Source organism: Microcoleus sp. AT8-B5 (assembly GCF_036705565.1).
Classification (GTDB): domain Bacteria; phylum Cyanobacteriota; class Cyanobacteriia; order Cyanobacteriales; family Microcoleaceae; genus Microcoleus.
Genome location: NZ_JAUBUY010000025.1, coordinates 32294 through 45052 on the forward strand (window position 1 = coordinate 32294; position 12759 = coordinate 45052).

The following is a 12759-nucleotide window of genomic DNA, read 5'->3' on the forward strand; positions in this document are numbered from 1 at the left end:
GAAGAAGGATTTAGTTATCTAAGCCAGGGAATAAGCGGTAAGGTGTGCCATAAGTACCTAAATACACAGGTTCTACCTAATTCCTATCTGGGTCAATTTTTCCTCGGTTTGTTTTAAATAAAAATTTCATTTATCCATATAAATGCTGTAGTCAACCTCGCACTTAAATACAAATATCAGGGTAAAAAAATATGGCTATTTTACACGGCAGTTGGCTCGTAGAGAATGAAAAAAGTTGCTTATTTATTTGGGGAGAAACTTGGCGAAAAATTGGGGCAATTGAAACCATAGAATCGGGGATAAATTTACCGCATCCCTTAGCAATGACCGAATCGGAATTTAAGACTTTCCTCAATTCGTTACAGCAGTCGGGAAAACTAAACTGGCAATTACCGGAAACCGCAGAAACTCCACCGGAAAAAAGCAAAAAAACTAGGCGATCGCCCAAAACTCAAAACGCAGAAATTCCCACCCCAGACTCCTCAATTCAAAAGGAAATTCGGGCGATCGCACTTCCCACCCAAATCTCAGAATCCAATGCAACCCTGATGCCGCAGCACTCAGCAGCAGCACTTGAGGAACCCGCTAAAACCGAGGAAATTTACCTTTATCCCTGGCAAGTCGAGGGTTTTTGTCTCAACCCTCAAGCAGCTTTTGTTTTCTTGCAATCACTACCGCTTAACAGCACGGAACCAGACTCTTTTGTCGGCTCAGATTTGCGTTTTTGGTCTCATATTGCTAGGTGGAGTTTGGATTTGTTGGCAAGATGCAAATTTTTGCCTGGATTGGAGAAACAGCCCGACGGTTCTGCTATTGCCACATGGCAACCCCTGTTAGATAGTTCTACAGATACACTCCGCCTCGCCACTTTTGTCAAGCAAATGCCGACAGCTTGCAGAACATATCAATCGAAGGAAGGTTCGGCAGCGGATTTTGTAACGGATGTAACGGATGTAACGGATGTCAGTCCGGTGTCCGTCGGAAGAAGGAAGAAGGAAGAAGGAAGAGGGGAAAAGGAAGAAGGAAGAGGGAAGAAGGAAGAAGGAAGAGGGGAAAAGGCAGAAGAAGGGAGTCAATTGCCTTTAGCGGTGGATTTGCCGATGGGGGCGGAGGAATTGGTGTTAGGCTTTTTGAGTAGTATTGTAGATAGTCAAGTGCGATCTGCTGGTAGCTCTACTTTAGACATCAAAGCAGTTTCTCCTGTGCGCGAGTGGCTGCAAGCTTTGCAGCAGGAATCTGGGAGAGTTCAAGTAGAAACAGCAGCATTGGAAAACTTGGCAACCAAGCTGACTGCTTGGACTGCACCGCTGCAAAATCAATTATCTCAACAAAGTCAATTTCGCACTTGCTTTCAACTCATACCGCCGTCTCCTGGTAAAGCCAACTGGAATTTAAATTATTGCTTGCAAGCAGCAGATGAAAACGAATTTTTGGTAGACGCGACAACTGTTTGGAACAACTCTGTCGAGCGTTTGGCTTATGCGGGGCGGACAATAGAATTGCCTCAAGAAACTTTGCTCAGCGGCTTGGGTTTAGCCTCGAAACTTTATCCGTTAATTGAACCGAGTTTGCAAGCACAGCGGCCTCAATCTTGCCAATTAAATCCGCTGCAAGCTTACGAGTTTATTAAGTCTGTAGCTTGGCGGTTTGCTGATAGCGGGTTGGGCGTAGTTTTGCCGCCGAGTTTGACAAAGACGGATGGTTGGGCGAGTCGTTTGGGTTTGAGCATTCAAGCGGAAACAACCCCCCCCAACCCCCCCTTAGTAAGGGGAGGCGCTGGAGAAACTAACCCCCCCTTAGTAAGGGGGGGCAAGGGGGGGTTGGGATTGCAAAGTCTGCTAAATTTTAAGTGGGAATTGACGATCGGCGGACAGCGCCTTTCTAAGGCAGAGTTTGACAGATTGATTGCGTTGAATTCGCCTTTGGTGGAAATTAACGGCGAGTGGGTGGAGTTGCGCGCGCCGGATGTGAGGGCTGCTCAAACTTTTTTTGCTAGTCGCAAAGAGCAAATGACTCTTTCTTTGGAGGATGCTTTGCGTTTGGCGTCGGGCGATTCTCAGATGATTGAGAAATTGCCTGTGGTGAATTTTGAGGCTACGGGTCAACTTCAGGAATTGTTGAATACTTTGAGCGATAATCAAGCGGTAAGTGCGATCGCAACTCCGGCTAGTTTCCGAGGACAATTGCGGCCTTATCAAGCGCTAGGAGCAGGCTGGTTAGCATTCTTAGAACGCTGGGGTTTGGGTGCTTGTCTCGCGGACGATATGGGTTTGGGAAAGTCGATCGAGCTAATTGCCTTCCTGCTGCATTTACAAGAAAAAGATTCTTTAGAAGCGCCGACATTACTGGTTTGTCCGACATCGGTATTGGGCAATTGGGAGCGGGAAGTCAAGAAATTTGGCCCGACGCTAAAAGTGTTAGTTCACCACGGAGACAAACGCGCTAAAGGCAAAGTATTTGCGACGGCAATTAAGGGAAAAAATTTGATCGTTACCAGTTATGCGCTAGTGTTCCGTGATGCTAAAGAAATTCAAGGCATTAAGTGGCAAGGATTGGTTTTAGATGAAGCGCAAAATATTAAAAATTCTGAGGCTAAGCAGTCGCAAGCAGTGCGACAAATCGAGGCATCTTTTAGAATTGCGCTGACGGGAACTCCGGTGGAAAATAGACTGCAAGAATTGTGGTCTATTTTGGAGTTTCTCAATCCTGGCTATTTGGGGCCGCGCAATTTCTTTCAGCGCCGATTTGCAATTCCGATCGAGAAATACGGCGATAGGGAATCTTTGCAGACTTTGCGATCGCTCGTTCGGCCTTTCATCCTCCGCCGCCTGAAAACTGACAAAGAAATCATCCAAGATTTGCCCGAAAAACAGGAGATGACTGTATTTTGTGGGCTGGCGACTCAACAGGCTGCATTATATCAGAAAATAGTCGAAGAGTCAATAGCTGAATTAGACTCAGCCGAAGGCATTCAGCGCCGGGGAATGATTCTGGCTTTGCTGGTAAAACTCAAGCAACTTTGCAACCATCCGGCTCTTGTGAAAGCAGAAGCTAAGCCGAAAGAATTGGAGATTAAGAGTCAGGAATCGGGGAAATTGCAGCGGTTGGTGGAAATGTTAGAAGAGGTGCTCGCTGAGGGCGATCGGGCTTTAATTTTTACTCAATTTGCTGAATGGGGAAAACTCCTGAAACCGCATCTAGAACAGCATTTAGGGCGAGAAGTTTTGTTCTTGTACGGAGGAATTCGGCAACAGCAGCGGGAAGAAATGATCGATCGCTTCCAGCACGACCCCCAAGGCCCGCCGATTATGATTTTATCTTTAAAAGCTGGTGGTACTGGTTTGAACTTAACCAGAGCAACCCACGTTTTCCACTATGACAGATGGTGGAATCCCGCAGTAGAAAATCAGGCAACTGACCGCGTATTTCGCATCGGTCAAACTCGCAATGTGCAAGTCCACAAATTTGTCTGCACTGGTACGTTAGAGGAGAAAATACACGATATGATCGAAAGTAAGAAAGCTCTAGCCGAACAAGTTGTCAGCGCCGGCGAAAACTGGCTCACCGAACTCGATACAGACCAACTTCGCAATTTACTAATCCTCGATCGCAATGCTATTATAGAAACCGAAGAAGAATAATGTGCTTAATTACCAATTCCCAACAGCACGACACGGATGTCACGGATACACGGATAGCTGTTTTTTCCTTTGTGACCGAAAGCATCCAGGATACCCGCCACGTGATTCATCCGTCCAGAAATAAAAAACCTGTATCCGATAAAGGAGCCCCCGAATTTATCTCGCGCAAGTCAATGCTTCAATTCTAAAATCTAAAATCTAAAATCTAAAATCGATTGACTCCAGTATCCCAATTACCTGTTTGGCCAAGGCCCGATGCCCAATTCCCAATTCCCGATTGAAGCCAGAAGGAAGAATGAAGAGGGGAAGAGAAGGAGATAGGGAAAATTCCCTGTTTGGCCAATGCCCGGTTCCCAATTCCCAATTCCCTGTTTGGCCGATTCCCGATTCCCAATTCCCAATTCCCGATTCCCAAATCTAAAATCTAAAATCTAAAATCTAAAATCGAATGATTGACAGAGAATGGTGGACACAACAGTGGTTAGATTTAATCAATACCTACCGCTTCAAAAAGCGCTTAGAACGTGGCTGGCAATACGCGCGCGAGGGAAAAGTTCTCAGCATTAAATTTCCCAATCAAGAAGTAATTGCCATAGTTCAAGGCACCGATCCAAAACCCTATCAAGTTTCTTTAGGACTCGATACATTGAGCGATGAAGATTGGGATTATGTGATTGAAAATATGTCGCAAAGAGCAGTTTTTTCAGCTAAACTCTTAGCAGGAGAAATGCCGCACAATATTGAGGATGTATTTGCGGCCGCCGGCAAAACGCTATTTCCGTTAAGTTTATCTGATATTCGATCGCGCTGTAGCTGTCCTGACCCGCAAAACCCTTGCAAACACATCAGTGCAGTATACTACTTATTGGGCGATCGCTTCGGCGAAGACCCTTTCGTACTGTTTCAACTGCGGGGGAGAACCAAAGAGCAAATCTTGACAGCACTTCGTCAAAGACGGGGTACGGAAGGAGAGGAAAATACCCAGCTAAACAAGGGTGAAAATTCCCCTACTGCGAATGCTAAATTGCCGAAGGTCGATCGCTTTTGGGAATACAATCAGCAGCTAGAATCATCTTTAGTAGTAATTGTACCGCCGCCCAGCAGCGAAACAGTATTAGATATCTTAGGCCCAATTCCCATCGCCACCGACGGAAAAGGAAGCGCTAGCAAATCCTCGCCCGCCTCTGACGCACTCAAGCAGCATTTTAGCAAAATCTACCAAGCAGTTAGCCAGCAAGCAGTTTTAGCAGCACTGAAACGGGGCGAAGGAGATTAACCTAATGTATTCCCAGAGATGATACAAGAGATTATGGCTGATAACAAATCAAGCTTTAATACCCATTTTATTCTTGAGTTTCTCTCTGCTGGAACGAGAGTTTGTCTAGAATAGATTTCAACCGAGGAGTCTTACTTTTGGCAATTTCAGTTTATACTTCCCGCAAATTACTCATAATTTCTATCAATTCCTGGGGGCTTTGAATCAAAAAATCAGGATTGTGTGCCACCAAAGCCTCCTCAGAATTAAAACCCCAACCTACAGCAATTACCTTAATTCCGGTTTTTCGAGCAGCTTCTATATCTCTAATCTCATCTCCCACATAAACGACTTCTTTAGCATTTATATGTTCGGTTTTTAGCCATCTATTAATAACTTTATGTTTGCCAAAAGTTGAGCCAGAGTAAATAAACGTGAAAGTGTCTTGCAAAGCATTTTTTTTCATCGATTCCAAGACATTTTCTCTGGAATTAGATGTGATAATACCCAGTTGAAATCCCTGTTTTTTTAACTCCAGTAAAACTTCTTTAATCCCCGGAAATAAACGAATGTTGGGGATTTCGCTGCGTAACTCCGCTTTCAACATTCTAATCAACAGCGGGAATTTGAAGATAGAAATACCAGAATACTGAAGGACTTGCCAAGAAGTTAAATTGCTCAGTTGAGCGATTTGCTCTTTGGTTGCAGATTTAAAGCCTAATTCGACTGACAAACGGTTGGTGATGCTTAGAAGAATATCGATTGTATCTGCTAAAGTGCCGTCAAAATCAAAAATAATTACTTTGGTCATTGGACAATAGCAAATAAGGAACGGGGAAGCATACAATTTTAGATTTTAGATTTTAGATTTTAGATTGGGAATTACTTACTGCATAATGTATTTGCTCTTGGCGCTCCGTACACACCCTAGGGTTATTATCTATAGGGTAAGGTGCACCCTAAGCACCCTGAGCGCGAACATCTCAACTTTTAAGGGTTAATTTGATTGGCTTTCGCATTTCGCCGCAGCATTTCGGGTTTTATGCGCCGCAGCGCCGAAGCTGTAAATCTGCGGTTCCATTCTTCGTCGGAGATGTCGGCTAATTCTGCAAGTGTCGGTGCTATGTTTTCAGGATAAGGCTCAAAGTCTGCAACATCAGTTGGTTTAGCAAATCGCTGATTCCAAGGACAAACATCCTGACAAATGTCGCAACCTGCTACCCAGCCTTGTAAATTAGATGCAATTTCGTCGGGCAATTTTTCGGCTCGATTCTCGATCGTGTGATAGGCTATACATCGATCGGCATTCACCACAAAAGGCTCAGTAATTGCTCCCGTCGGACACGCCTCTATGCAGCGAGTGCAAGTGCCGCAATGTTCCGTATGAGACTCATCCGACGCTAACTCCAGATTAGTCAAGATTTCGCCCAAAAACACCCAAGAACCGTATTCGCGCGAAATTACATTACCATTTTTGGCAATCCAGCCAATCCCGGCACGCTGCGCCCACATTTTATCCTGAACTGGTCCGGTATCAGCATAATACCGCGCTTCAATTCCCTCGCCTTGCGATCGCACCCAATTTGCCAAAAGCTTCAGTTTTTTGTGCAAAATTCTATGGTAATCCCGCCCCCAACCGTAGCGAGAGATTTTAGCATATTCGATCGCTGCATCGTCCCCCCCCTCCCACAGGGGATTTGCGGGGCGTTGGTGGGGCGTGTAGTAGTTGATGGCGACACATATTAATGACTGCACCTCTGGCATCACCAATTGAATATCCTGCCGTTTCGGGTTTGCCATCCATGCCATATCCGCCTGATAACCCTTGTCCAGCCAAGCTTGCAATCTTTGTTTTTCTATATCAAAATCCGTGTCTGTTGAGGCTATCCCGACTTTGTGAAATCCCAACTCAAGGGCTTTTTGCTTAATGCGATCGCTATTAATTGATTTTTTCATCACGTAAGAAACCACTGCACAATTTGTGCCATAAGTCTAGTAACTTTCAGAGTAATTTTCGGACAGTATTGATAATACTTTGGCAATCTTTATATTTATAAGTTTGAACTCCAAAATGTCAAAAATGTTACATAATTTAATTTAGGGAGAATTCGATTCGCTAATTCAAGTACGCAAGTAAAACCGACAGCGAATCCCACAGCATACATATGGCAGTTAGTATTCAATCAGCTCAATCTATTTTCTCCAACACCGAGATTGCTAGCGTTGTTCCGGCTACCACGGAAGCGTTCTACAAACTCAGCGTTGAAGACCAACTAGCCTTGCTCTGGTATGCCTACACCGAAATGGGCGTTTCCATCACCGCAGCAGCACCGGGAGTAGCCAGCATGGCCCTTGTCGAAGGCATTCTGAGCGAAATCAAGCAAATGTCGCCGGCTGCTCAAAGCAAAACTATGTTTGACCTAGCCAGCAACGCCGACACAACAATTGGCCGGATTTACACTTCTTTGCGGGTCAACACCAAACTCGGTTTCTGGTACGAGTTGGGTCAGTTGATGAAACAGGGCGTTGTCGCTCCGATCCCCGCCGGCTATCAAATGTCTCCCGAAGCCACCGCAGTTCTCGAAACCATCAAGCAACTAGATCCGGGTCAGCAAATTACCGTACTTCGGAATACCGTAGTTAACATGGGCTATGACCCTGCTTTTAACCAAGAGTACGGCAAACGCTCAGCCCCCCGCAGCACTCCCACCGCTCCAGAAGAGCGGGTGAAAACCCAAATTGAGGGTATCAGCGAGCAGACAGTGCTCAGCTACATCGACTACATGAACGCCTTCGACTTCACCCCAGCCGTCGGTTTATTTGCTGAAGAAGGTGCCCTGCAACCACCTTTCCAAAAGCCGATCGTTGGTCGCGACGCTATCCTCAACTATATGCGCGAAGAGTGCGTCGGACTGAAAATGATGCCCGAGCGAGGCGTATCGGAACCCGCAGAAGATGGCTACCGCCAAGTGAAAGTCACTGGCAAAGTCGAAACTCCCTGGTTCGGATCGAATGTGGGTATGAACATCGCGTGGCGGTTTTTGCTCGATCCCCAAGGTCAAATTTTCTTTGTGGCGATCGACTTGTTGGCATCTCCGAAGGAATTGCTCAATTTGATCCGCAAATAGAATATTCTGGTTGGCTCTGTTAAACAGGCTTGCCCAAAAACCCAGATGCCTTTAGGTGTCTGGGTTTATAGCATTTTAGGTTTTAGATTTTAGATTTTAGATTCAATAATTGAAGGATTGGAAATGACTGATGGTATCAGAGTTTGCCGGTTGGCTAAACTTGCATTTTTTGAAAGTAGTATTGATTTTGGTCGATCGCTCCCAAAGCTGCGATCGACCCTCTCCGGTTCCTCCTTTTTTAGGAGAATTATTTTCCTAGCCCTACTTATATCTTTTGAGGGATTTGCTGCGACAAAGAGAATGATTACAGTATACTCATTCATTTGAAATCACTTGTTTTATGACCGCAACAACTCGACCTATTTTAACTACCTCTATAAAGATTGCAGGTATCACAATGCCAGGGATACTGCAATATTTTGAAACTTTAAACGCGGGCGATTTTGACGCGACGGCTAATTTATTTGCAGATGACGGGGTGCTGCACGCGCCGTTTGAAGATCCCATTATCGGCAACATTTCGATCGCCACTTATCTCAAAAAAGAAGCGCGAGGAATGCAGCTAGAACCCCAGAAAGGTGTCAGCCAAATTTTAAAAGATGGCAATGTAGAAGTTCAGGTCAGCGGCCGGGTGCAAACTTCCGCCTTTGGTGTTAATGTCGGATGGCTGTTCTTGCTCAATTCTGACCAAAAAATCCTTTCAGTCACGGTCAAACTGTTAGCTTCTCCCCAAGAATTGCTAAATCTGCGGTCGCAGACGAAATTTGATGTTTGATAATCTGTTTCACATTTAAATTGTTTGTTTTGGTTTGACCTGTCGATCGAATGTAATGGCTCAAGCCATCATTATTTTTGCGCGCAATTGAGGCAGAAACCGGGTTTTTTATCCAAATCTCCAGTGAAGCGCCGTCAACCGTTGAAAAACCCGGTTTCTTGATTATTTGCGCGCAATTGAGGCAGAAACCGGGTTTTTTACCCAAATCTCAGGTGAAGCGTCGCTAACTGTTCAAAAACCCGGTTTCTTGGGTATTTGTGCGATCGGGACTGTACCCCTACAATCTTACAGTCTCGCCTTGGGCTGACAATAAAGCATCCAGGATACCCGCCACGTGATTCATCCGTCCAGAAATAAAAAACCTGTATCCGATGAAACTTGCCGAACGTATTTATCTCGCGCAAGTCAATGCTTCAATTCTAAAATCTCAAATCTCAAATCTCAAATCGATTGACGCTACTGCACGGAAAATTGGCTGTCACCGCAGCGCGTGCGACAGACAGCCAAAGCGAGTCAAAAAGTGCCTTGCCAATCATTAATGACTAATGACTAATGACTAACGACTAATTAAGATTTTTCCGGCAAACTCGCTTCCAACTTGAGACAGTTGCGACCGTCTATTTGCAAAGTGTAGTCCACCCGATCCATAAGTCTGCTCATAATCAGCCAGCCGTAGCCGCTTTCCTGTTTAGCTTCCGGCCTCGGGGGATTGTAAGTATCCATTTCGTAACCTTTACCGTAATCCCAAATTTCTAAACCAATATCCCTATTTTTTAAATTCAAGCGAATTAACACGGGCAAATTGGGTTGATCTTTGTGAGCATGGCGGATCACGTTAGAATAGGCTTCTGCTAACACCAAGCGCAAACGATTCGACTGACGCGGCCAATCGACGTGCTCTCCTAGCTCTACTTCCAAACTGCTCAGCAACCAATTTTCAACAATTGTTAAAAACCGCAAGTCGCTTGGCACATGAAGCTCAGTATTCATAAAAAAATCCCGTAAGTTTGAAAACCCTGTGTCTTCCAGGTATGAAATACGACGAGCCGAATGGATTCGGCCTCAATACTTGTCGCTAATCGGGGGATACGAGCCTTTTCTGTTTAAAAATCAGGCATTCGTCATTCGGTAGAAGGCAGAAGTTAAGAGAATAGTTGAAAACTTTTGTTATGGGCTTAAAGCCCCTTAACAATTGATAATTATACCGAGACTGTAAGCAGTGAGGTATAAAAAATCTGTGTTTCAATCCTTGGCTTTTAAGCGTTGGTTTTTTCTGACGAATGCCTTCTACCTTAACCCTTTACAGGTATTTAATCCCCCAGGAAAGCGATTCAGGAAACTAGCTGCGCCATCGCCGGCTAGGTTTTTACTGTGGTTTTTGACTGGTGACGATAACACCGTCCTTTGTAGGACTACTCTATGGGCCGTCAACAAGCAGGGCTTAAGTTTTTTCGGCTCTCACCCACCCCCGACTATGCGTCGGGAGTCGCTGACAGATTCAAAGAACCTCCAGAGAGAGTATGGTTTGGTCGTCTTCTTGAACGGGATTATCAGCTCGGATGTGAGCCAACAAATTGTCCAAGTTGAAAGAACCAGGTTCCTGAATCAAAAGTTGCCAAAGCCCTTCTTGTTGTAGCATAGAACGGGTTGGTACACCCCCTGCTACCGCTTGACTTGTCACGCTAGCTTCAGTAATTCCGTCACTCGTCAGCAGAAATACATCTCCTGACTTTAATTCGATCGTACCTGCTTTGCCTCTCCAAACTGGTAGTATCCCCAAAGGAATGCCACGAGCTTTCAGGAAATTAGGCTCGGCTGGCGTTTTACCGCTAGCGGCTTGAGCTTTCACCTCCGAGTGAGACCAAACAATCGGGTAAATGTGACCGGCATTAGCAAAAGCGAGGTGTCCCGTTGACGGAGTGTAACGAGCTACAACCATTGTAATAAAATGGTTGTTGCCGATCAGGTCGTCAGACATACTGCTATTCATGTTCTGCATAACTTGATCGGGCTCTGGAGAAACTTCTTGGGAAAGTTCCCGCCGCATCACCGAAATCGCGCTGGCCATAAATAGAGCAGCCGGAACTCCCTTACCCGAAACATCTCCCACCGCTATCCAAATATCCCCTTGAGAGTGGACGTAGACTTCAAAAAAGTCGCCGCCAACTTCCCGCGCGGGATAGCAGCAAGCTTGCACCCTGACAGTTTCAAAATCCGGCCAACTTTGGCGTAACAAGTTTGTTTGGATTTGGCGAGCCACTTCCAACTCGTTTTGCATCTGCTTGGCTAAATCCAGAGTGCGCTGGTAGAGCTTAGCTTGAGACAGGGCGAGAGCAGCTTGAGCTGCTACACCTTCTATTAACTCTATCTCTTCTGCCGACCAAGGGTTAGTGCCACCAATCTGGCACAGTGCGAGTACCGCCAGCAATTCTTGCTGGTAAGTCAGGGGCACGGCAATCTCAACGGAGTTACCGTCCCCGCGACTGTTTGGGTTGACTTGAGTTTGGCGGCTGGCTACGGCTTGAACCAGCAAATTTTCATCAAAAGAAAAGCTGCTGGCTTCAGAGGTTTGGGCTTGGTAGGGGAAGGTACTCGGCAATAGTCGATCGGCCTCTACCGGCCGCAGCATACAATAGTTTGCCTCAAAAGTTTGACCTACGGTTTGAACAATAGTTTGTACCATACTAGAGTAATCTAGCGACCCGCGAATCACGCTCATTACCTCATTGAACAGAGATTCCTTGCGTAAAGCGCGACGCAGTGCAACGCTGCGCTGCTTGTAGTATTTGTAAGTTTCTGAGGCTTGATTGATCACCAATTTGAGTTCTTCTGGATTCCACGGTTTGGTGATGTATTTGAACACTTGACCTGAGTTGATGGCCTCGACCAAATCTTCAACATCTGTGTATCCCGTTAGCAGAATCCGAATCGTATCGGGAAATCGCTCGACTGTTTTCCCCAAAAACTCGGTGCCATTCATTTCTGGCATCCGCTGGTCAGATATAATCACCGCCATCTCGCCCTGTTGGTCTAGAACTTCCAGGGCGCTGAGGGCGCTATCTGCTTTGTAAACCTGAAAGTCGCGTCGAAACGTCCGGTACAATAAATCCAAGTTGTCAGGTTCGTCATCGACTACCATCAGTTTCAGCTTGCTTCCATCTCCCCGACTCATCTTTCTTCCCCCTTGAAAACCCCCACCATAGCTGTAATCAGCAAGGTGGCGGGAGGAAAAGGGGGGCTGGATATATGCAACATATCAGTTACGTCAAGTTGAGTTAAAGAAACCCGTTTTACCTCAAGGTGAGCATTCCTTTCGCACCATCTGTTCGCACAGATGAGAGGCTTTCGATACTGTAACCCGCCTCGGTAGGCCGCTTCAATAGGGAAAATTCCCCAGTCAGCTTTCACAAAAAATACTCGGTAAGTGGGAAGCTCCGAGACTTTAGTCCTGAGAGGAAAACGACCCGGCGATTTCAATCGCCTTGAATCCCCTCGCGGGGCAGAGGGGTATGGTTGCCCCAAGGCGTGAGGATATGGTTGTCCTCAATCTCCCATTTCTGGGGTAAAGTTAGCTTCGCCAATGTTATAGAGGCTTGCGCCGGCTGGCAGCACTGTCGAGCGTGACTTTAAGACTGTTTAACTACTAGCGACAGGGCAGGGGACTAGCTTCGCATCAAGCGGGTGTCATGACCTAAATAACGTAGCCTGTTAAGGCGATAGCTGGTCAGTACAGCTTGTTTGATTTCTCTTACAAGCGAGCGTGGCTTTAGCCCGCTCGTTACTGACGCTGTGATACGAGCAATGACCTTGTTAGCAGTCGGTACTTTTCTAAACACACCAGCATTCAAAACTGCTAATTAATGCTCTGATTGCAGAGTTCTTAACTAGCTGGGTACTGTCCTCGGTGTGAAATTTAACACTTACTACTAACGCAGGTATTGCTACCTAAGTCTGGTCAAC

The 12759-nt window shown here is 45.9% G+C and carries 10 protein-coding genes; 5 read left to right on the forward strand and 5 right to left on the reverse strand.

Translation table 11 applies throughout. From position 1 onward, the window contains the following. Positions 1-191 precede the first annotated feature (191 nt). The gene (locus tag QUB39_RS17875; RefSeq protein ID WP_333210848.1) at positions 192-3641 is read left to right on the forward strand and encodes a DEAD/DEAH box helicase; all 3450 of its coding nucleotides are present in this window, start codon (positions 192-194) and stop codon (positions 3639-3641) included. A 448-nt stretch (positions 3642-4089) separates the two neighbouring features. After that, a complete protein-coding gene (locus tag QUB39_RS17880) occupies positions 4090-4917 on the forward strand; it encodes an SWIM zinc finger family protein (protein ID WP_333056436.1) in 828 nt (275 codons plus the stop codon). A gap of 151 nt (positions 4918-5068) precedes the next feature. On the opposite strand, the gene QUB39_RS17885 is transcribed toward QUB39_RS17880, so the two are convergent. Together QUB39_RS17885 and queG are read right to left on the reverse strand one after the other, a co-directional pair. Beyond that, positions 5069-5707 carry an HAD-IA family hydrolase gene (locus QUB39_RS17885; protein WP_333056435.1) on the reverse strand — a complete coding sequence of 213 codons (639 nt, stop codon included), beginning with the start codon at positions 5705-5707 and terminating at the stop codon, positions 5069-5071. Positions 5708-5886: 179 nt separating this feature from the next. Beyond that, positions 5887-6852 (reverse strand): tRNA epoxyqueuosine(34) reductase QueG, encoded by a 966-nt coding sequence (queG, locus tag QUB39_RS17890; RefSeq protein WP_333056434.1) that lies wholly within the window; start codon positions 6850-6852, stop codon positions 5887-5889. 209 nt (positions 6853-7061) lie between these two features. Between queG and QUB39_RS17895 the strand changes: the two genes are divergently transcribed. The 3 genes from QUB39_RS17895 (at position 7062) to QUB39_RS17905 (ending at position 8799) form a co-directional block, all read left to right on the forward strand. Then, positions 7062-8024, forward strand: coding sequence for an orange carotenoid protein N-terminal domain-containing protein (locus QUB39_RS17895; RefSeq protein ID WP_333056433.1), 963 nt, complete (start codon positions 7062-7064; stop codon positions 8022-8024). Positions 8025-8154: 130 nt separating this feature from the next. Beyond that, positions 8155-8283: a hypothetical protein gene (locus QUB39_RS17900; RefSeq protein WP_333056432.1), complete on the forward strand. Its 129-nt coding sequence runs from the start codon at positions 8155-8157 to the stop codon at positions 8281-8283. 81 nt (positions 8284-8364) lie between these two features. Continuing rightward, the gene (locus QUB39_RS17905) at positions 8365-8799 is read left to right on the forward strand and encodes a nuclear transport factor 2 family protein (RefSeq protein WP_333210843.1); all 435 of its coding nucleotides are present in this window, start codon (positions 8365-8367) and stop codon (positions 8797-8799) included. Between the two features lie 567 nt (positions 8800-9366). On the opposite strand, the gene QUB39_RS17910 is transcribed toward QUB39_RS17905, so the two are convergent. The 3 genes from QUB39_RS17910 to QUB39_RS17920 all read right to left on the reverse strand — a co-directional run bounded on the left by QUB39_RS17910 (position 9367) and on the right by QUB39_RS17920 (position 12207). Then, on the reverse strand, positions 9367-9789 hold the full coding sequence (locus QUB39_RS17910; protein ID WP_006633914.1) for an ATP-binding protein: 423 nt from the start codon (positions 9787-9789) through the stop codon (positions 9367-9369). A gap of 508 nt (positions 9790-10297) precedes the next feature. After that, positions 10298-11971 (reverse strand): SpoIIE family protein phosphatase, encoded by a 1674-nt coding sequence (locus QUB39_RS17915; protein WP_333056430.1) that lies wholly within the window; start codon positions 11969-11971, stop codon positions 10298-10300. Then, a complete protein-coding gene (locus QUB39_RS17920; protein WP_333210839.1) occupies positions 11968-12207 on the reverse strand; it encodes a hypothetical protein in 240 nt (79 codons plus the stop codon). The genes QUB39_RS17915 and QUB39_RS17920 overlap by 4 nt, the downstream gene beginning before the upstream one ends. Between the last annotated feature and the right edge of the window lie 552 nt (positions 12208-12759).